Genomic DNA, 22,183 nt, shown 5'->3' on the forward strand with positions numbered 1-22,183 from the left:
AAGAGACTGAATCGTAACGCGGTGAGTTGGCAACGACACGACGGCAGAGACGGGCGACGAGTGCGGCGTCCCGTTCGCCCCGGTCCGGTATTGGCAATCTCCGCCACCACCATCCACATCTGGCGGGTCTGATTGAAGATAATACGATACAAGTGTCTATTCATGGTTATTCTCCGCGAAGGTGTCCTGAATGTGCTACGACGCGCGGGCAGCACTGTGAGGCTAAAAATCGCGGGTCAATTTCGAAGCGGTATTAACCCTAAATTTAACTTAGTGATCAATGTTTGTGGTTTATTATCACTCATGGCAACTAAAAGAGAGGATTTGGTTAAGATAGCAGTAAAAACAAAGAGTTATATTTTATTGCAAAAAACAGACCAATGTTATTATCATGTTACAAATTGTATAAAAAATAGATTAATATTAATCATTTAATAATCAAGGGTAATAATTTCAAATTAATTTTACTTTTTTGTTTTATTTTGTGATGAAAATCACAAAATTAGATCTCATTTCAGGAAAAAGGGACTTGCAAAAAGAGGATTTTCATTTCTACATGAACAAGTAAAACCATTTACCCAGGTCTGGCGACGTTGAGGCTACACCACGCCGATTAATGGTTGACGAAAACCAGGCGCTCATTGTTGAGACGCTAAAATCGGCCAACATGATGAAGGATCACCGCATTGCTCGCGCTATCGGGGATGCGGGCTGGCATGGCTTCATCAAGAAACTGGAATACAAAGCCGCAGCGGCGGGACTCGTCGTTTCTGCCCACGGAGGCCAGTGTAAATCCGTCATAAAGACGGTGGCGGCCTGAGAAGTGGGAAGCCTCGCCGTTTTTTACGGCGGGGAGCAGTCACTCAGTGACAATATTAATAACTACCGGATAAAGGTATATATCCTTCATCTTTCAAGCTGCTGCTTTGTTGGCTGCTTTCACTTACCGCCGCGCTGCAACTTGAAATCTATTGGGTATAAATATTTGTCAATTTTTTATAATAAACATCATAAATCTAATATTAAAATATAAATAAATTAATAAAAACATTCACAAATAAAACTCAGAAATAGTTTCCCGAATAAAAACTCAAAAAAATGGCCCACATTTCTGTGAGCCATTTTTATTTTTATGACAGCTAATTACAGTGAATTAATTAAGCAAATTTTCCCTTACCAATGGTTACATCGGTCCATGCCGTGGTAACAGCCATTCTCGCCTTACTGTCCAGACTCTCAATAAAACCATTATCACCCGCTGTCGGAGAAAAACTACTCATTGCCTGAATCAATGAATCAACGGCATTGTCAGAAAGTGCAGTAAATTCACGCTCGCCTGATTTGTCTTTATCCCCCATCGGCCTCACCAATTTGGCTCGATGACCATTAAAGTAATCATCAAAGGTGACTGTACCCACCGATTCAAAGAGTCCCTGAGCGGTGTGAACGCTGTTGTCCTGAGTATGACGGTTCACTGACAGCACCAAATCATATCCGCTGCGTTGGAACCATAGGTCTTTCCAGCCAACACCGTTAAACAAGATCATATCTTCTGCGTTGATATCGTTAACCCGGTTATCAATCACTTCTCCGCTGACCACAAAGCTATCTACATCTGTTCCGCCCTGGAAGCTGTTCTGATAACCGCCCAGCATTAACAAATCCTGACCATCACCGCCGTTAAACTGGCTGAATTTCGAAATCGCAGCGGCTATCAGGTGATCATCACCGTCCCCGCCATTAATCACCGCATGGTAGCCCATCAATTTAATCGTATCATTGCCGGAATGACCGTCTATCCGGTTGTCATTACCAAACACTCTGGCAAAGTCATTGCCTTCACCTAAATCAACCCGGTTGTTATTGCCGATGGTCACCGCATAGTCCTGACCTGCTCCGGTATCCACCCGGTTGTAGTTACCGGAAGTGACGACGTAATCCTGCCCGTTACCCGCATCAACAAGGCCACCTTCACCAAAGACAAAAGCTTGATCATTACCTTCGCCCGTAAAGACATGGTTAATACGTCCGGCTACCACTGCGGTATCATCACCATTGCCGCCAAACATCCAGTTTTCACGCCCCATCAGGACGCCCATATCATTACCTTCACCACCAGCAAAGATATTGGATGTTCCTAGTGAGTAGTAAACATCATCACCGCGACCACCCCAGAAGTTGTTGTTATCACCCAGATAGGCACCGAGATCTTTACCGTCACCACCCCAGTTGAAGTTATAATTTCCCAACGACACATGAATATCACCATCTCCTTGCAGATGACCACTGTTACGCAGGAAATCAAACGTTTTTTGCTTCATATTGAGCAGATCTGCTGTCAGATTTTCTTTCAAGTTAGCCACTAACAACTTCATCTCTTGTTGCTTATCTATGCTAAACATTGTTGCAAACAGGTTAGGCAGATTCAGCGAATTAAAGCCAAATGCGCGTTCTGCTTTGCTATTAGCTTGAGCGCTATTTCCGTTGACGCTAACCCCAGCACCTTGTTCCCGATTTTTATCAGGCGCTTTCTCTGTCAAACCATGACTTTCCGCAAATTTTCTAACTACATCTTTTCCCTCATTGATGCCAGCCTTCAAACTATCCTCCAATTTATCTGGATTGGTGAAGGCTTCCAGTTGATCACCGCCAAATTCCCTTATCACTTCCAGCATTTCTTTTAGAATAGCTTCGCCATCAACAGGCTCTCCTGCCCGGGAAACAATACGTCCATCTGCGGTGTAATCTACACCAAAGATATCCGCTAAGGTCGTATCCTCACTCACCCCCGATAATCGGCCAAGCAGCTTATTCTGAAGCTGACGCGGTAAGTCCTGCGGGTTGTAGGTAAAGGTTGTTTTCGCCATACCCGTTGTTGAGTACTGCTGGGTCATCAGGCCAAACAACGAACCCAGGTTGGTATCCAAAATTGACTGAATATTGTCACCGAACGTAAAGTTCCAGTTACCGGTCGTAACCTGAATATCAGCGCCACGCCCGCCAACAGCAAAGTTGAAAGCCAGCTCCTGATTAGCCTGACGGAATTTATCTGCCCGGCTCATTTTGCCTGCATTGACACTATTGTCATTTTCGCCTAACCACTGATTAAGTTTCTTATTCAATGCTAATTCAGCATCATATTTTAAACCACGGCTACTACGCTCATGCTGAGAATCCAAATTAAGCAGCGTTTCGTAATCCACGCTGCTGGTTTGGTCTAAACCAGATATATCACGCACAAATTTCTTCGCACCGGCGATTGTCCACTGCTGATCTTGTGCTGCTAACCAATCCTGCTCGTCACCGGAACGGGCAATACCTTTCAATACGCCAGCAACACGGGCAGCACCATCAAATGGATTAACCAGCGGCGGCGTTGGGATGGATTTATCCATCATCACAATCAGGTCATTACTACGACCTTGGTTGAAGCTGACGTTACGGTTACCAATAAACATCTGCCCCCCTTCAAGCGCCTGATAGCCGCCAATATCAAAGCTATGTTTACTATCACCATCACCGATGTGCACCATCACATTGTTATCACCGAAAGCCAGTGATTTAAAACCACCGGTTCCCACTTTAATGCCTACGTTCGATGTTCCCCAGTTGAGCACGGTAAATTCTCCGTCACCGATATCTCCCTGGATACTACCGGAGTAACTGAGCTGACTCTGCGAGTTATCGCTGGTGTTAACCTTGTTACGCTTCTGTGGCTCAATGAAAATTTCAGCGTTATCCGCAATCGCCCCTTGGGTAACCGAATCAGCCTTTGTATACCCGACTTTAGCGAAATTGATATCGCTTTCAGCAATACCACGACGAACCTGTTCTGTATGAGTTATCAGTTTATTCTCTGCGTCCCAGCTCAATACAACTTTGTTATCAGGCAAGTTGTTAACCCATTGGTTATTTTCATCACGGGTAAACTTACGGCCTGTTGCGTCAACCGCGACTTCGCTACTGCGGGCAGAAACATCACTGCGGATACCTTGTTTATCCAACTCAGTAATAAAGTGACGAGCAAAACCATCCCGCTTATCATCACTAATCAGTGAACAACCCACCAGACTGATGTGATCGGGTTTGCTGATGGCCTTTTCGCCCAGCTTAATCTCCTGATAAAACTGCTTTAGTTTCGTTGCCAATTCATCCGCGCTGTAACCACTCAGACGAATGTTATTCTGCTCTGATGTATCACGACCATGACCGACAACCTGCCAGCGTAATTTGTTCGATAATTTAGACAGATCGCCATAAACAACACGATATTTACCGTTGGCATCGAGTTGAATAACTACACTGGAGTCCGGGTGTTTACCCGCCAGATTAGCAGCTGCTCTGGCAGCTATCGGGTCATCTTCCATCTGAAGGATGATCTGACCATCAAAGCGAGTTTCACGGCTATCAGTCTGTCGAGTCACTTCCACCGTTTGCCAGCCATCAAGTGGTTTGTTCAGATGACTATCGTCGATAATAACAGGTTCTACCCCTTTATTTTTGCCAGATAACCCATCTAAGTCTTCCACCGCAGGACGGCTTTGCGGTTTTACCACCGCATACTTCTGATAAAACTCCTGAGTTTCTTTAAAAGCATTATCCAGCGCCTGATTTACCCACGCCTTACCCGATTCCCCAGCAATATCTGCCAGATCCTGATAATTGGCAGTGTAGCTGTTCAGTTTCTGCTTCTGCTGACGCTCATCACCGGTTTCCTGTAATGCTTTGTAAACCGCCAGACTTTCATTGACAGAGTGACCACCATCAAATACCAAAAATGCCAGAGTATTGAGATAGCTTTGCCCGGTTGGGAAGTTGGGTTGCTTGCTGGCAATATAGTCATTGAGGTGAACCATGATATTGGTCGAACCAGACGCGCCAGTCACTACAGATTGACCTTGAGCTAATGCATTATGCTCAAATACAGTTTCCCGTCCTGGGGTCAAAATCCGACCTGCCGCGACCTTCCTGCCATACAAAAAGTCGTCATGCTTACCATTCGCAGGCTGGTAGGGCAGCGCCGTGCCATAATCATTGGTCTGCGTTTCCGTGATAACGACTTTGTGCGTAATATCAGCCCCGGTAGTCAACTCAGCACTGGTTGAACGGGCTTTGGTGATCACATTCTGATAGAAAGAATCCCCTTTTCTCTTCCAGTCAGCACTATCCATCCCCATTCCCGGGGTGGTCGCCATTTTTACCGCCAGAAACGGCACCTTAATCACAGAAAAACCATCATCAACCTTAGTCATCATGGTCTTGAAATTGGTAAAAGTTGGATCGTTCAGGAATGTCGTTACCTCAGGCACCCGGCTGAACCAAGGGCGAAAATCCTTATCAATAGCCTTAGCAAAAGCTTGCATCTTGCCAGCAATTTTCTGGTCACGTTCAGCACCTTCGCGATAAAAACCACTTATCCACTGTTCAAAATCCTGTACCAGGAAGTTACCTGTTCGTTCAGCGGTATCTTTCGCTTCCGGTGATGCCGTTTTCACCAGTTCATAAGCCAGTTCAGAATCAAAATGGCGGCCAAATAGGTTATCAATATATTGTCCGGTGGCCTTCTCTTTGTTGGCATCGGCCAACAGCTGTTGAGCCAGAATGTGCAATTCAGGATGCGTTTTCAACTGGGTAACAGCATCCTCAAATAATTCTTTGGTTTTCTGATGTGTTACTTGCCCTGTAAGCCAAAGTTCTCTAGCGCGTTCAATCAAAGGCTTACCTTCTGGGATAGCTTCTTGTTGTAATCGGCTGACGAAAACGATAAGGCTTTCGCTTTCGGTCTTAGGTGCATCCCGCTCCGCAGCGGAATTAATCTGGGTTAATGGCTTAATTTGTAAATCAGTGAGACGATTAATTTCGCTTTGCGCAATATCACCTTTCAGGCCCACCACACGCCCGAAACCGTCAAAGGATACCTGCTGACCAAACTGTGGCACTTGCTCAGGTGGCACAGTGATCCCCAAAATCCCGGCTGACTCAGCTCTCTGGGCCTGAATGTGAGCAACCAGTTCACCCATCTCAAAACGTAAGCTTTTCACCAATTTACTACGCTGAGCGAATTCTTTGGGATCATACTGCTGCCAATGAGCCAGCGCTTGTTCAAGCTGTAATACATGTTGTTCATCGGGCCGTTCGACGGTGCTGTTAAAAGCCTCACGCACGGCCACCAGCGCCTTACCAGGCCGATCGGTATTTATCGAACCAAGACGTCTTTTAGTAGAATCAATAAACCGTTTGTCTCCCTTGTTCAGTAAGACAAGCTCTAATTCTTTAAGTGAAGAGCGAGATTGATGGCTATTTCCCCCTAATCCTTGCAGATCAATACCCGAAATCGTCGGCGCTTTTCTGGTTAACTCTCTGGGTTCATTTAAGGTTGGTTCCACCGTGCCACCGGATGATGTTTCGGTAAACGATGATGTTTCGCTAAACATTGAAATAACCGCAGCACCGGTATTTCCTGAGCGAATACCCTTGTTGAGCTGTAACCGATTGACCGCTTGCTGTGCATCATTCAAGGCCGCCAAATCTTCTGCTGTTAATGTTAAATCTTCACTGAGCCAACCGTCAGCTTCTGTTTTCGATGCAGGATCGATATGACTCTTCGATTTCTCCACCTCGATCGGTGTATAAGCTTCTCCAGACAAACCACTCCCCGTTGCCCCGATACGCTCTGGTTTAGTATCATCAGCCTGTTTCACGCTTTTTGCATTCTTTTGCGCCTGTGCAGCTTTATTTTCCGCCTCTAAACTATCTCTTTCACCACGCTGTTTCACTTTCTCATACGCGGTATTGGCGTCACTTACCGCTTTCTCAGCCCGTTGTTTCTGTAATAATGCCTCTTCTTTTCTCTGCTCTGCTTTTTTCTCAGCGTCTACAATATCTTTGTCTGCATTATCTATATTTTCGAGACTTTTCCCTAAACCTGCCTCTGATTTCTCAATTGCTGTTTTTACTACTTCTCGTTTATTAATAAAGTGCTGCTGTGCATCAGCTAATTTTTCTTGTGCCGTAAGTTTGGCATCATTTAATTTATTCTGGATATTATCCAGATATCCAACCGCAAACCGATTACGCCACTCATCACCTGATTTACCATCATAATTCCCATAGTTATTAAGCGCATCCATACCTTGAGCCATAAGCATCAGTTCTTCTTCGACTACCCTGGACTCTTTACTTATTGCATCACGCTGTACTTGACCATTGGTATTCAGTGCATCTTGATTGGTTGATTCCAGTTGGAATTGTGATTTTGAAATCGTTTTAAGCTGTTTATCTTTCTCTTGTTCCAGAAGCTGACGATTCATCTCAGCTTTTTCTTTATCGTTTAACGCATTTTGCGCGGCTTTATCCTGCTTCGCATGTCTGATAACCGCATCAGCTTGCGGGGATGTCTGATCCTGAGCTGAACCAACATTATCTCCAACCTGCAAGGCATTCTGGATAACCTCGATATCAGGCGTCTCCACCGGAGTTATTGTGCCACTCAAGTTGTTAGCCAGATCCGAACTAATTTCATCAATTTTATCCATCTGGAAACCATCAATGGCAGACACTTCGGTTAAGTTAATCGCGCCTCTCCCTTTATTGGTTCCAGAAGTATTAGCCTCATTACCATGGATCAAATAATTAATCGCATGGCTACCTTCCACACCTAATACAGTTTGTTTAAAATTTTTAAACAGATAAGAGAGATTGTTGCTTTTCGTGTTACTTTCCGCAATAGAAAGGCTGTAAAAATCGCCATTACCAACCTTAATCGCCACATTATTGCGGGCATAAGAGGCATTAAAACCCAAACCATCACCAATATGAATATTGGCATTGCCTTTGCCTTTCATAATCGCAACATTAAGACCATTGCCAACTTTGGTATTGACGTTATATTCACCCCATACGGCATTGACTGAAACGCCGTCTCCCACCTTGGTATTCACATTCTGGTCACCATGCGTCGCCGTCACACTTAAGCCATCACCCACGGTAGTCGTGATATTAACTTTGCCTTTCGCCACGGTAACCTGCGTACCGTCACCCACCTTAGTCACAATATTGCCTTCACTCCATAAGGCATTAAAACTATCGCCGTTACCAACTTGAGTCACAACGTTGGCATCAGCTTTAGCAAGCACCACATTATTCCCGTCGCCTACCTTCGTAATAACGTTAGCTTTGCCCCAAGCTCCCGTGTAATCATCACCGTTACCAACATGGGTGATAATGTTGGCATCGCCCTGAACGACTGTGACTTCTCGCATTCCTCCCACTTTGGTAATGATATTCGCTTTACCTTTGGCGAAATTGTAACGGTCGCCATTACCAACATGAGTCAGGATATTAGCTTCACCCCAGACAGCGTTAACCCCTGCACCTTCCCCCACTTTAGTAATGATATTGGCCTTACCTTTCGCGAAACCAACCGTTGTGCCATCACCAACGTGTGTCATGATGTTACCCACATCGGAAATAAGCAGGCCGACCGTTGTACCATTACCTACTTTCGTCAGAATATTGCCTTTACCTAATAGCACGGCAGCCGTCGTTGATGATCCCATATGAGTAACAACATTAGCCTCAGCCGCTGCCACAACCCCCATAAAACCCTTACCCACTTTAGTGACAATATTGGCTTTACCCAGTGCCAATACCCCAGTTAAACCGTCGCCAGCATGGGTCATGATATTAGCTTCACCAAACATTGCCGCCAGCGTTGTACCATCACCCACTCTGGTCATCACGTTCAACTTACCGGCAAACAAGCCAATACTTGTCCCACCACCATCATGGGTATAGATATTGGCATCACCAATCATCAAGCCGACAGTCAAATCATTACCCACTTTCGTCAGGATATTGGCTTCCCCGATCATAGCGGCAAATGTCTGACCATTACCGACATGGGTCATCACATTGGCCTCGCCTATCATCGCTGCCAAGGTCACACCATTACCCACTTTGGTTGCAACATTACCTTCCGCCAGCATCAGGGCAACGCTCATCCCATCCCCAACGTGGGTAAATACATTACCAGCGGCTATCATCAGTGCCAGCGCCTTACCATCCCCTACTTTGGTAAAGACATTACCCAGACCACCCATCAACGCCCATGCATCACCCTGACCAACATGGGTAAAGATATTGCCAGCACCAATCATAGCCGCAATTGCGGTTCCATCTCCCACTTTAGTAAAGATGTTACCTGCTGCTCCCATGACCCCCAGTGTCTGACCGTCACCGACATGAGTCAGCACATTACCAATTCCAAGCATAATGCCCGTGGTGTCACCATCCCCTACTTTGGTTAGGATATTGGCTGCCCCCAACATCACCCCCGTCGTACTCCCACCACCAATGTGAGTCAGAACGTTTGCGCCACCGCCCATCACCGCAACAGCATCACCTCTTCCTTTTTTGGTGAGGATATTGGCTCCACCCAACGCAATTGCCGTGGTGTCTGATATTTCATTATCACTACTGATATGTGTGATAATGTTGGCCCCCCCTAACATACCGGAAATCAAATCACCTGCGCCAAGCTTAGTTAGCACATTAGCGCCACCCAAAAGTACTGAGGAAATATTCCCTTTACCTTTTTGGGTCATGACATTAAAACCGCCTGCACCTAACCAATTCGCGCTGCCATTACCTATTTGAGTATGGGTGTTATATCCTCCCAGCATGGTAACCCGACTATCACCGTTACCCTGGTGGATAGAAATATTGCCAATCGCCAGAAGATGCGCCAGATACAGCCCATCACCGACACGAACCAGAACGTTTACCGCACCGCCAGCGTAAACATCCATGTTTCCATACTGATTTTGGTGGACAAGGACATTTGCCAGACCTGCGCCACGAAAAGTCAAATCACCCTGTTCACCACTTTTCACAATGACGTTGGCAGCACCTGCGCCTTCAAAATGCGTATTACCGAATCTCGAACTATGAAGAATGACATTAGCAATCCCATCACCTTCAAAATTAACATTGCCATCTATTACACTGGATTTAATAACGTTTCCGCCACCCATACCGCTAAAATTAACATCACCGGAGCTATCACCAATATCCGAAGATGACTTCACCAATTCCTGATGACTATATTCTTCAATATGTTCTAAATGCTCAGAGACACGGCGTACAGTATCGACTTGATATTGAAGCTTAGTTAGCGAATATCCTCCCACCTCCATCGAGCGATAATCATTGTCGAGTGAAAAATCTTCATTGGCCAAATCACCGGTATGGTCGCCTGCTTTGTACCATGCACTGGCATAATATTTCAGCTCTCCGGTTTTAGGATCATTTGCCAACTCCACCTTGACCACTTTGGTATATGATTCGACATATTTGGCATAGACATAAGTATTTGCCCGACCATTCGATTTCACCGCCGAAACATCTAATATCAAACCATCAGAATGGATTGAACGCCCATGCATTTTTGCATCAATCAATGTGATATCTTCTGCTTTAGCGGTGGTTCCGCTGGCATAAGTCACCCACTGATTTTCCTGCAAATCTTCTTCAACAATATGCTGAATAGTCACGGGGTGATGATGTTCAAAGATTAAATTGGAAAGACGATAATCATCATTGCTTATATCATCATTGCTTATATCATCAAATCCATTCTCTAAAGAGATATTTTCCGTAGCAAGATTTTCGAGTTGATTACCATTTTTACGCCATGAAGTGGCGTAATAACTCAGTTTACCGGTTTCAGGATCATTTCTAAACTGAACTTTGCTGATCTTAGTATCTTTTTCGTCAGCAAACGCAAAGAGGTAAGTATTAGGCTCAGTCGTTGATTTAATGCCTATCACTTGCTGGGATTCCTGAACGCCCATCTTCGCCGTTGTTAAGACAATTTCTTCAGCTTTAGTGTATTCCAAAGCTTTATCATACGAATCGCTATCTTCACCTATTCTTGATATTTCATTGTAACCACCCGCACCGGAGAAATTGATATTACCATGAGCTATATCAGAATAAATTTTGTTATAAGCGCCTGCGCCTTCAAATTCGATATTACCGCGAGTCTGTTCATATTTATCTTTGCTTTCTCGCAAGCGTTCAATGCGGTTTGATGCCCCGGCACCATGCAAGATAATATTGCCTTCTCTCCCTTTACGAATAATGTGGTTATCAACTCCTGCACCTGTGAAATCAATATTACCACTTTCAACCCGCGAACTAATGCTATTTGCCGCACCTCCGCCTTCAAATATCACATCTCCGTGGCTTTCCTCATAGCGGTCATACCAGGTACGATCAATTTTATTACCCGCTCCTGCGCCACTAAAGCTTAAATTGCCCTGATTAGTTTCGTGCCATAACTCGTTATAACCACCGACACCTTTAAACGTCACATCACCAGATTGTCCTTTACGGCTTAGACCGTTATAAGCAGCAGCCCCGGAGAAATTCAGGTTACCGCGGCTTCCTCGGTGATCCATAGAAATACCACCTGCCGCGCCAGCAAATGAAATATTGCCATTACCGTTTTTATCAATACTTGCGTAACCTGCGGCGCCATGTACATTCAGATCACCGTCAATATTCACTATTTTTAAATACCCGGCACCACCATCTACCGTCTTATCGCCAGAACTGGCATAGATTGTCGCCCCTAGCGAACCAACAGTAATATGATCATTTCCTCCTTTGGCATAAATCTCCCCTCCCACTCCAATGGCAACAATATTATTCCCATCATCATCATCGTAATATTTCCCAGTGAAGAAATACTCTGTACTGCGGTTTGATGATTTCCCCATAAACAATCCCTTAATTTAGTTGAGGTTAAATAGAAAACCACTGCATCTGACAGATACAACAGTTGTTTTGAGAATCTAATTTCCCGTGGGCAATACAAACCCTCTGACCTTCCCACGGCAAAAAGCACAATGACAGCAATCGATTAAGTATTCTTTATATAATTTGCTTTAATTCAGGCTGATTACTGTTCTCAGATATTATTTCATTTATCTAATTGTTCAGTCGTTACTCAATGAAATAAATAGAAAAAATGCCTTTATTACAACTAATATCAAAGATGATTTATTCTAGTTTTTTAGGCATATTTCCACTCCAAAACGCAATTTATTGACAATAATCTGTACAATATGAGATATTATACCCACATACATAATGAGATTATATGTATTAAAAATACTGTTAAATAAACAAGTAAAATAAAATAATATAGAGCAAAAACTCAAAATCAATATTTATCCATAAGAAAGTCCGTTTACCCCCTATATATTGCCCCATATCCCCACATTGATGCAAAAAACGCAAATAAGATAATAAAAATGAAATCGAGCCATAATGCAAATTTCCATATAATCAACCGTTCATATTAACATTTGTTAAATAATTTTTCATAAATAAAATTAATTAAATTATTAACATTGTCATACTGGAAATATATAAAATATTTTATTTATTTCGTCAAAATAAAATAACAAATCATCTCCAGAAATATTGTCTAACAATAATAGTCTAATTTTTTTATAAAAATAAAATAAATACAAATCATTGAAACACAATATTAACAAAGAAAATACAAAAATATATCATAAATAAAAATTTATAAAAAATAGAATTAAAAATAAATTAACTATCGATCCCGATAGACGTAATTGCTGTATACCCTTCATCCTTCAAATTGCTGCTTTGTTGGCTGCTTTCACTTACCCCGGTCACATCGTTATCTATGCTCCTGGGGATGCGTTCACTTGCCGCCGCACTGCGGCTTAAAATCTATTGGATATAGCTCATCTTACAGAAATATCGTGATAATTTACTCGATTTGTGGAGATTTCTCCGTAGTATCTCCATTTAGTGCAGTGCAGCACGGCACACCACAGGTCAATATTCAGACACCCAGTGCCACCGGCGTTTCGCATAATGCCTATCGCCAGTTTGATGTCGATAAACACGGAGTTATCCTCAATAACAGCCAAAAGGAGACCGATAACTCGGCGGCAAGTATGCCGGTAGGGCAAGAAGCAGTCACATTATATTCTTCTTGTACCTACGCTCCTGGGGATGCGTTCACTTGCCGCCGCGCTGCAACTTGAAATCTATTGGGTATAAAAGTAAATAAAATAGATTAATAGAATTGGCTATTAAGCATTAGAGCAAATTATTGTTCATAAATTAACAACAAAGAATATACAAATAATTTCGGGTATAATCTACGCTCATTTACTATTGATAATACACTCTTTCTAACCCAAAAATGTTTAACATCAGGAACAACAACGAGCGCAACAACAGCTGATAACCCTTTTTTCCAACAGACCATTTGAACAATTTTAACACAAAATAGTAATTACAGTTATATTCATTCCCATTTAAAATTTCCCTGTTAAATAGTAAAAAATCAATTAATAAATATATGATTTTTGACGAGCAAGTTATTATATTCTATTATACAACCAGATCACTTGAAGTATAATCGGCCAACTAACCATTCAAATAATGACTCAAATAAAGATTCAGGAGTTACTATGTCAAATATAAAAAACCAACCCAGCAATATCACTCCACAGTTAATTCTCATGTGGGAGAGAAGTGATGAACCTTGGGGAGCCAAAGATCTCCAATCAAGATTTATCTATGCCAATCCAGCTTTTTATCAATTACTTAACCTCCCTAAAGATTTCGATATTACTGGGCTTTCAACAGAGGAATTACCCTCACCTATTGCAGAATATGCAAAAGAATTCCATCAGCAGGATCAAAAAGCTCTTCACACAATGCAACGAGTCACTTCACTGGAAACGCATCAGTTTGGAGAAAATAAAGTCAAACAGACTTATCTCTGCGACAAATTCCCACTTTGTGACGACAAAGGTGACTGTATCGGGATCATTTTTCATATGTATAAAACTCAAGATTTTTCTGTTTCTTACTATTATGAAAAAACATCTCTAGCAGCCCTAGAACTCATGCCACCTAATGACATCTTAACGCAAACTGAATGGGAAATTCTCTTTCTTACCCTTCGTTCATTGGATGAAGAGAGCATTAGTAAAGAATTAATGATAAGTACAGAAGATGTCGTTAATTATACTCAGTCAATTTACCAAAAGTTTAATTTACCACGACATATAGAATTAGCCGATTTCTGCAAAGAAAATAAATTTGATCACTATATCCCAGAAAGATTTGTCACTATTGGCAGCAGAGAATTATAAGCTCATTATTAACTGAAAATAGGATTCAATCATGAAAAAATTTAATAATCTAGATATCTCACTTCAGGTCATTAATACAATGCAGCAAAGTGATGAACCTTGGGGAATTAAAGATCAAAATTCATGCTGGATTTATGGTAATCAGGCAATGAGATCTGCACAGAACCTTCAAAACTCATTTGATTATGAAGGACGGTATGATGATGAGATCCCTTGGGACGGAGCAGAGTTTGCAAAAGAATTCATTATTCATGACAAAAGTGTAATGGAAAAAGGAGAAAGAATATGCTCACTGGAAACACATATGTATGGGAAAGATAAATTTCTATCCTCACTTTTCTCAGAAAAATATCCACTATATAATGATGAAAATGAATGCGTCGGTATCTTTTTACATGGATGGCCAGCCCAAGATTTCTCATTAACCCGTTTATTCCATGGTAAACTCCCTGCATCTATTATGTTCCAACCACCCACTGATTTATTTACCCAACGGGAGTGGGATATTATTTTCCTCTCGCTACAAAAATATACCAGCAAACAAATGGGTAAAATATTAAATATTTCCTATCGTACTGTCGAAGTCCACATGTCAAGAATATATAAAAAAGTGGGTGTTAACTCCAGTTATAAGTTAGAAGAATATTGTCGAACAAATGATTTTGATCTATATGTACCAGAAAGATTTGTACATCCAGAAAGCAGACTATTTAGCCCTAACTGATAACGGAGTTTTTATGAAGAATAACCATACGATATCACCTCAGATTATAAATACCATAGAAATGAGTAATGAACCTTGGGGAATCAAAGATAAAAATTCGTGCTGGATCTACGGTAATATGGCATTAAGATCCACTCAAAATTTGCCAAGCTCATTTAATTATGAAGGATTATATGACAATGAACTCCCTTGGGAAGGAGCTGAGTTTGCAAAAGAATTCATTACTCATGATAAAAATGTAATGAAAAAAGAGGAAAGAATATGTTCACTTGAAACACATGCATTTGGAAAAGAGAAAATTCTGTCATCTTATTTCCAAGAAAAATCTCCACTATATAATGATGAAAATGAGTGCGTCGGCATCCTCTTACATGCATGGAAAGCGCCAAATTACTCATTAACCAGCCTACATCAATATTATAATGAACTACCTGCATCCATCATTCTCCAACCACCAACAGATCTTTTTACTCAATGTGAATGGGATATTATTTTCCTCTTTTTACAGCAATACAGCAGAAAACGGATTGGGGAAATATTAAACATTGCTTATCGTACAGTTGAAACACATATGGATCGGATATATTGCAAGATAGGTATTAACTCCAGTCAGCAACTAAAAGAATACTGTCTGGCTAATAATTTTCACCACTATGTACCAGAAAAGTTTTTATTGTCATAGAAACTCTGTATATACCCTATGGATTTCAAGATGCGTTGCGACGGCAAGGGAGCGAATCCCCGGGAGCATAGATAACTCTGTGACCGGGGTGAGTGAGTGCAGCCAACAAAGAGGCAACTTGAAAGATAACGGGTATATCCGATTTTTCGTAAGCCCCGGCAAAAACTATAGTTAAAAGCCGGGGAAAACTCATCATGATCATAGGAAAAAATATAGCGGAACGGCACCATAACTGGTGTGCCATCGTGCAACTTGCTCATTCTTTGCGTCACTCAGAAAATGGCAGAAGAATATGAAATTGTAAAACGTGTTCTTGGCAACCTACGATCACTCCGCGCTTTTGCGCGGGAGTGTGATTTTGAAAAACTACAGGCGTAAAAAAACCGACACCATTTCGTACCCATAACACGCCCTCATATGTATTACTTCCGAACCATTAATTCAAAATTCGGATGTATTCCGGCTATTAATAGTAACATTTCGTACTCAGCAGGTTTTAATAAACGTTTATTAGAACTTCTCTCTTGAAGAATCTCTTTTCTACGCCACGAACTGCCATCATGTAACCCAAAAAGTGATGCAGCTTCCGCCGTAGTTAGGTTGGCTGTCTCTCTGGCTATTTTAACTTCAGCCGGTGTGGGGGACACCATTAGTAACTTTGATTTGTCTATCATAATTTAGGTGTTACCTCCATATGTTAAGTTTATGAAAATATTGGCTAGAATCGATCTATACTTCGGATTGCAGAAGATTCTTTTTCTAAACTATCAATGAATACTAATGTCCGTGTCAATGTAGAAAGTTTTATTATTATTTGAGAGTATTTGAAAATTGTTAACGGCAGTTGACACACTGAAATGTTGTGCTACACTCAATATAGTAATGAGAGGTAAAATGATTAAAGTAAATCGAACGCCCGAAGTAGAGAAATGGTTAAAGTCTTTGAAAGACAAAACAACGAAAGCAAAAATAATTATAAGAATTGATAGAATGAAAGAGGGTAATTTCGGAGATGTGGAACCTGTCGGAAATGGAATATCAGAATTAAGAATTCATCAAGGCAAAGGATATAGGGTGTATTTTGCTAATAGAAATGATGAAATTATTTTGTTGCTGTGCGGTGGAAATAAAAATACACAACAACAAGACATAAAAAAAGCAAAAGAAATAGCTAAAGAATGGGGATTTTAATATGAATAAAGAACTTAAAGAGTTTGACGTTGTTGAATTTTTAAATGATGATGAAGATATTCAATTATATTTAAATGCAGCGCTAGAGGAAAACGATACTAAATATTTATTTATTGCATTAGGAAATATCGCAAGAGCAAAAAATGTCAGCCAGCTATCAAAACAAGCAGGAATAAGTAGAGAGGGTATTTATAAGGCACTTTCTGGAGAAACAAATCCCTCATTTAATACTGTAGTTAAAATAACCAAAGCATTGGGTTTAAAATTACATTTCACTGGGGCTTAATTGCCCCATTTTTTCATGCCCATCAGGGTTAGTTATTTTATTCATCTTCAAATTTTCGATTGCCTGGCAATGGAACTGTAAACGCCTTTAAGCGGTCAATTTAAATAGCCAAAAATCGGGTGGCCAACTTACACGTGAATTGCTATTTTTAACCACCCCCTCTACTGATAGCCAAATCACCTATACTCATTTTGGACGTATATTCATAATAGGTAATGTAAAACTCATAATTATTTCATTTTATGAATATTAGCCATTCTATTTAACCACTTATCAGTACTTATGGTTCCGTTGCTCCTCAAACCCCAATAAATCAACGGCGTCAATGCCCTGAAGTCCTCCATTTTCATCCTTGGGAGCCAGTTTGGCTCGTTAAGAACCTGTTGAATCATTAAGGTATTCACGTATACCAAAGAGATCTGTAACAAATGTAGTGCCAGTACCGACCAACCGATATAGAATCACACATTTCACTCACAGGGTGTTCCACTGAATATCAGAGGGAAAATCATGGATGAGAATGAAACACTGCTGGTCGCCGCAGCCAGTGGCGCAGCAACAAATGTTGGCCGCTGGCTGATTGAGACGCAAGGTTTTCCTGTCGAACACATAAAGAACAACGATCCTTACTACAGTCACTACGGTCGTTCCCCGCTGCAAGCCTTAATGCGCTTCATGGGTGAAACAGGCTCCCCACGCACGAAATCATTCTCGATGCTGCTGAAAAAACACGGTATCAACCTTGACGCACTAGACCAAAACAAAAAAACGCCATTGCAAGAAGCCATTAGCGATCAAAGAAACGATATAGCCCGGCTGTTGATTGAAGCGGGAGCGAACACAGCCCTCCTTAATAAGGATGAACAGCAAGCACTGAAGATATTACTGGCTGAAAAGAATAATGAATATCTGATTGAAGAAAAATCGTGCTCGAAAGCGTGACAAAGCATCACCCAAATCCGTTTCGATAACAAAGAATACCGCCTGATGAAACAGTGAGTTAATCCAGATGCCCTTGCTGACGTAAGTGACGGATCAGTACCTGCCCTTCCGGTACAAATTCCGTGCTAAAACGCACCAGTCCTACACCTTTCAATTCCGCGTGGATGTCATAACGCAGATGGGCCGGTTCAAGCATCGGCAATAACGTCACCGTGATCTGCTTCAAACGCGGTTCATAAGTCAATAGCGTATGTTCGATCGTCGCAATCAGACGCTGGGACGACGCAGGCAGCGCTTGCAGAATGGTACTGAGATCAGGCAGACCATAATCCGGTAAATGGGCGAGCGTTCCCGCCCGGCAGTTGAGGATGCGCTGCATATTGTCCAGTACCGATAAAATCACCTGCTCTTCTTCACTGACCTGAGACAACGCCAAACCACCGGTAAAACTTCCCGCCAGGCTGTCGTATAGAGAAGGCTTTTTCATTGTCGTTTTCTTTTTCATTCCTTTCACTCCTGCTCAGGTAACAAAACCAGCCCCTTGGCATTCAACTCAATCGTCCGGGGCTTATCCGGTAACAATTCGTGACGCGTTATTATCCGGCGCCAGGTCCCTTTAGACAGATCAGGGCTTCTGAACAACCCCACTACCGCCACATATTTCGCCTGCGTCGCCATCGGCATATCCAGAGACGCATGACCGCCCGGCTTCACCACCACCTCCTGACTCGCCAGACTATCGGCGCTGAGTACCCGGTCACCGTCATTCAGTAAATCCGCATAATCCGCCGCCAATATCGTTTTGTTATCCCGCAACTGATAGATACGTACCAGTGTGGGGACAGACAGCGCAATATTTTCTCCACCATCAGTATTGACCGCTGCCCGCGGGATAAAATCCAGATGCAACGTTTTTACCTGCTTATGGAAAAGTGATTGTGCGACTGAGACCGTGCCATCACTCACCGTCTGGGTCAGACCGCAGCCGGTCAACAACAATGTTATCGCCGCTATCACCGGCATGGTTTTATAAAAAGGCATAATTGACATGGCGTCCTCCTATATTTTCATGGTTATCTGGCGTGATGCCCTGATAATTCCCCAAATTCACTGTTATGTTGTCAGGTATCATCGCTGGAGGATGTTCCGCCTTGAGCCCTAACACCCCGGTTAATCCCAACTGAACCGGTGGACCACCCAGTAACGGTGGCGGCAATATCCGGGTCGGCAAAGTCAGTTGCAGTCTGGCCGGGTAACGCCAGCCCAGATAAACCCGCAACAATACCTGAAAATCAGTGTGCAACTGCCCGCCCGGTAGCCAACCTCGTGCCTCCTCCGAACAATTCGTATGCAATGCCACCAAAAGCTGACTATTAATATCGGTACCCATTCTACCCAGCACCGTGCGCTGCGACAGAGAAACCGGATGCGTGTCTAAAAAACCCGCCGGGTGCGTCAGATGGACCTGCCGGGGGCAACAGGGGGTCACCACCGAGCGAGTCTGCGGCGCCAGCAATGTTACCAGTGCTGAGACACCTTCAGCGGTACGAGTCGGCAGACGCATCACACTGAGCAGAGCCAGAAAACGGGACACCGGCGTGGTAATATGCTGCCGGCTACCTGGGATACCTAAGCCAATCAGCCCCAGTAAACACTGAGACGTCCCATCTGTTCCTCCGGCGGCAAAAGTAGCCGGGTAGGAATATTTACGCCAGATACGGTAGAACTGAGTAAATATCCGGTGATTGAAGATATCCAGAAAGGCTGCAATCATTTCATGCCCGTCCCGGTACCGGGTAATATCGTCCAAATAAGCCGTCGGCAGCGGGGAATCCACCCCATACAATCCCATAAATGTGGTTCTGGCCGTCGGAGGATAATCTGGGCGTTCGCTATCAGTTTCTATCGCTTTTAACTCGCTGACCGGAAAACCCATCCCTGGATGAGGACGGAAACGTATCGCATCATCGGCAGGATTATCTGTACTGCCCAGCAGCGGCTGGTCAGGGGCGGCTCGCTCAATTATCTGACAGAATGAGTAGAAATCGAGTGTCGATATATTGGCCTTTAGTACGGCCATCAGCCCGGAATGTGCGGACAGTGGTGTTCTTCCCATAACAGTCGTTCCCCAGTGGGTTGCAAAATCAGCGTGAGCCGGTTAAACAGATGAATATCGGTGTACAAGGCAAAGAAGCGACTGAGCATTTCACCGAACAGGCAAATATCACCCGTGCCGGAGAACCCCTGGCTATCCAACGTCACTTCAATGTGAACACCCCGGCGCAGATACCCCTGCTCAAACCGTTCGATAAGCGAATGTTTCACCGCCACAATCGCATCCAAACGACGGGTGTTCATCTCATCGTCAGTCCAGTCATACAGAGCCAGCGTGCCGCGCAGCACATCCGGGTTATCCATCATACTGAGGAAGTTGGAACCGAGATGACTAAGTATCCGCCAGTGAAAGCGATCCTGATTCGGCGGATAACAGGGCAACGTCGGTTCACACAGGTTACGCACGGTCAGTCCCGCCAACGGAGAATTGACGGGCGTATCCAGCAATGTATCCTGCAATGCCCGACGCGGCAGTTGCCCGTTGGTGCCAGTTAAGGTCAGCGACAAGTTTTCTTCTTCATCCAGTTCATCGTCATCAAAATCCTCCCCGCCTAAAATCAACCACGTGTCGTACAAACCTGACGGCCCCCGTTTCACCCGGGTATGGTAATAACGCTCCGGCGCATCATGTCGCATCATGCCCCCTTTATGACGAAAACTACTGAACGGCACATACCCCTGATGACCACTGCGTTTCGAGGACAGCACCGCATCCACCGAATAAATCTCAATATGCCCATCCTGTAAACGCATCGGGCGCAGCAGATATTCGGTCTGCAATGGTGACAACTTCAACGGGTCAGATTCCAGCGAAAATAGATTAATCACCGGAGAACAATGCAAACGGATATGCTCAGCAGAAAACAGCAAGTCACCGGACCAACGTTCACTCAGCACCACATCCAGCTCAAACCACGGCGTCTCGTCGGGGAGCGTCAACATTTCCAGCCCACAGAGCGCAACAAACATAAATTTCTCCCGGAAGGTGAAATACTCCAGCAGCAACTGATAACCACTGAACGCACTTTCCCCTTTCGGCCACAACCTATCCGCCTCCCCAAATCCCAGCGGCGAGAATCGGCCCGCAAACGGCTGGCGGTCAGGCTGACCCGGCAGACGTAAATACAGTTGTTGTGTTTGAAGTGTGAATGCCTGATGTAATGCACAGGCCAGAGGGCTATCCGCATTCAGGTATAGCGGCAAACGACTCAAATCAACCTGCCGCCAGTCCACCATCTTCCCACAGTCAAAACGCAGCCGGATAACAGAACGACCATCCGGTTCCGTCTGAAAGGATGCGGCTGTCAGCGCCAGAGGCAACAACTGAACCGCCTGAGTCGTGGTATAACGGCAACGGGTCCGGTGCAGGCCAATCGGCTGCGACAGCACTTCAAACCCCTTTTCCACCTGCTCGGATTTTTTCATCTGCGCCCAGTCCGGGGTCAGTTCAACAATCGACAGTGACGGAATGGTGCGCAGATAATGCGGCCATAGCAAACTGACCAGCCCTTCTGTCAACTCCGGCAGATCATCATCCAGTTTTTCGCGCAAACGCCCCATCAAAAAGGCAAAGCCTTCGAGCAATCGTTCAACAAAAGGGTCGCGGATACTGCTCTTATCCAGATTGAGCATCGCGGCCCGGTCTGGATACGCCTGAGCAAATTCTTTGCCCGCTTCACGCAGATAGCGCATTTCTGCCTCGTAATAGCGCAGGGTTAAATCATCCATTGTATTGTCCTCAAGAAAGGGAATAAAAACAGAGTTACCGGTTCAGAATGCCCGAACCGAAAAGTGATAAAACTACCAAGAAGTAAAATGACATTGGCCTGCTCAGCCATGCCGGGAAGATCAACCGTTGCCACCTCATTCCGCCTCCCCATCCTCATCCATGACTGGCGCTGACGTGTCATCACCGGGGGCCTCCACGAAGATCTCCTTCGGCAACGTAAATCCCCGCAGTTTCAGCAACGCCAGCGGTCCCCCGCCCACTTCCGTGCGTAAAATCCACGTCAGCGGCAAACCATCCGGGG

At 43.8% G+C, this 22,183-nt stretch carries 16 protein-coding genes and 2 pseudogenes; 8 read left to right on the forward strand and 10 right to left on the reverse strand.

Annotation, left to right across the window (positions count from 1 at the left end; all coding sequences use genetic code 11):
* Positions 1-164: ESPR domain-containing protein (locus C5469_RS24575; protein WP_166310269.1), on the reverse strand; the 164-nt coding region annotated here is incomplete at its 3' end.
* Positions 165-610: 446 nt separating this feature from the next.
* On the opposite strand from C5469_RS24575, the pseudogene C5469_RS20250 reads away from it, so the two are divergent.
* Positions 611-820 (forward strand): annotated as a pseudogene (locus C5469_RS20250) (hypothetical protein); the annotation flags it as partial.
* Between the two features lie 337 nt (positions 821-1,157).
* Here C5469_RS20250 and rtxA read toward each other — a convergent pair.
* The gene (gene rtxA, locus C5469_RS20255; RefSeq protein ID WP_166310271.1) at positions 1,158-11,783 is read right to left on the reverse strand and encodes an MARTX multifunctional-autoprocessing repeats-in-toxin holotoxin RtxA; all 10,626 of its coding nucleotides are present in this window, start codon (positions 11,781-11,783) and stop codon (positions 1,158-1,160) included.
* A gap of 1,020 nt (positions 11,784-12,803) precedes the next feature.
* Here rtxA and C5469_RS20260 point away from each other — a divergent pair.
* From C5469_RS20260 to C5469_RS20275, 4 genes are all read left to right on the forward strand, one after another.
* Positions 12,804-13,091, forward strand: coding sequence for a filamentous hemagglutinin N-terminal domain-containing protein (locus tag C5469_RS20260; protein ID WP_166310273.1), 288 nt, complete (start codon positions 12,804-12,806; stop codon positions 13,089-13,091).
* Positions 13,092-13,523: 432 nt separating this feature from the next.
* Positions 13,524-14,213 (forward strand): PAS domain-containing protein, encoded by a 690-nt coding sequence (locus tag C5469_RS20265; RefSeq protein ID WP_166310275.1) that lies wholly within the window; start codon positions 13,524-13,526, stop codon positions 14,211-14,213.
* 31 nt (positions 14,214-14,244) lie between these two features.
* Complete coding sequence (locus C5469_RS20270; protein ID WP_166310277.1) at positions 14,245-14,937, forward strand: helix-turn-helix transcriptional regulator; 693 nt, start codon at positions 14,245-14,247, stop codon at positions 14,935-14,937.
* Positions 14,938-14,950: 13 nt separating this feature from the next.
* Positions 14,951-15,619: a PAS and helix-turn-helix domain-containing protein gene (locus tag C5469_RS20275; RefSeq protein ID WP_166310279.1), complete on the forward strand. Its 669-nt coding sequence runs from the start codon at positions 14,951-14,953 to the stop codon at positions 15,617-15,619.
* A gap of 25 nt (positions 15,620-15,644) precedes the next feature.
* On the opposite strand, the gene C5469_RS20280 is transcribed toward C5469_RS20275, so the two are convergent.
* The gene (locus tag C5469_RS20280; protein ID WP_166310281.1) at positions 15,645-15,863 is read right to left on the reverse strand and encodes a hypothetical protein; all 219 of its coding nucleotides are present in this window, start codon (positions 15,861-15,863) and stop codon (positions 15,645-15,647) included.
* Positions 15,864-16,041: 178 nt separating this feature from the next.
* A complete protein-coding gene (locus C5469_RS20285; RefSeq protein WP_166310283.1) occupies positions 16,042-16,293 on the reverse strand; it encodes a hypothetical protein in 252 nt (83 codons plus the stop codon).
* Positions 16,294-16,513: 220 nt separating this feature from the next.
* Here C5469_RS20285 and C5469_RS20290 point away from each other — a divergent pair, with 220 nt between their 5' ends.
* Both C5469_RS20290 and C5469_RS20295 read left to right on the forward strand, forming a co-directional pair.
* Positions 16,514-16,810: a type II toxin-antitoxin system RelE/ParE family toxin gene (locus tag C5469_RS20290; protein ID WP_166310285.1), complete on the forward strand. Its 297-nt coding sequence runs from the start codon at positions 16,514-16,516 to the stop codon at positions 16,808-16,810.
* Between the two features lies 1 nt (position 16,811).
* On the forward strand, positions 16,812-17,096 hold the full coding sequence (locus C5469_RS20295) for an addiction module antidote protein (protein ID WP_166310287.1): 285 nt from the start codon (positions 16,812-16,814) through the stop codon (positions 17,094-17,096).
* A gap of 230 nt (positions 17,097-17,326) precedes the next feature.
* On the opposite strand, the pseudogene C5469_RS24580 reads toward C5469_RS20295, so the two are convergent.
* Positions 17,327-17,542 (reverse strand): annotated as a pseudogene (locus tag C5469_RS24580) (Tn3 family transposase); the annotation flags it as partial.
* A gap of 64 nt (positions 17,543-17,606) precedes the next feature.
* Between C5469_RS24580 and C5469_RS20305 the strand changes: the two are divergent.
* Positions 17,607-18,038: an ankyrin repeat domain-containing protein gene (locus C5469_RS20305; RefSeq protein ID WP_166310289.1), complete on the forward strand. Its 432-nt coding sequence runs from the start codon at positions 17,607-17,609 to the stop codon at positions 18,036-18,038.
* A 58-nt stretch (positions 18,039-18,096) separates the two neighbouring features.
* On the opposite strand, the gene tssE is transcribed toward C5469_RS20305, so the two are convergent.
* The 5 genes from tssE to C5469_RS20330 are packed head-to-tail and all read right to left on the reverse strand — an operon-like array spanning position 18,097 to position 22,066.
* Positions 18,097-18,525, reverse strand: coding sequence for a type VI secretion system baseplate subunit TssE (gene tssE, locus C5469_RS20310; RefSeq protein ID WP_166310299.1), 429 nt, complete (start codon positions 18,523-18,525; stop codon positions 18,097-18,099).
* A 23-nt stretch (positions 18,526-18,548) separates the two neighbouring features.
* A complete protein-coding gene (tssJ, locus tag C5469_RS20315; RefSeq protein WP_166310291.1) occupies positions 18,549-19,088 on the reverse strand; it encodes a type VI secretion system lipoprotein TssJ in 540 nt (179 codons plus the stop codon).
* Positions 19,066-20,154 carry a type VI secretion system baseplate subunit TssG gene (gene tssG, locus C5469_RS20320; RefSeq protein ID WP_166310293.1) on the reverse strand — a complete coding sequence of 363 codons (1,089 nt, stop codon included), beginning with the start codon at positions 20,152-20,154 and terminating at the stop codon, positions 19,066-19,068. Before tssG ends, tssJ begins: the two co-directional genes overlap by 23 nt.
* A complete protein-coding gene (tssF, locus tag C5469_RS20325; RefSeq protein WP_166310295.1) occupies positions 20,118-21,881 on the reverse strand; it encodes a type VI secretion system baseplate subunit TssF in 1,764 nt (587 codons plus the stop codon). Before tssF ends, tssG begins: the two co-directional genes overlap by 37 nt.
* The gene (locus tag C5469_RS20330) at positions 21,869-22,066 is read right to left on the reverse strand and encodes a hypothetical protein (protein WP_166310297.1); all 198 of its coding nucleotides are present in this window, start codon (positions 22,064-22,066) and stop codon (positions 21,869-21,871) included. Before C5469_RS20330 ends, tssF begins: the two co-directional genes overlap by 13 nt.
* Between the last annotated feature and the right edge of the window lie 117 nt (positions 22,067-22,183).

This window comes from Photorhabdus cinerea (assembly GCF_011189575.1).
GTDB lineage: Bacteria > Pseudomonadota > Gammaproteobacteria > Enterobacterales > Enterobacteriaceae > Photorhabdus > Photorhabdus cinerea.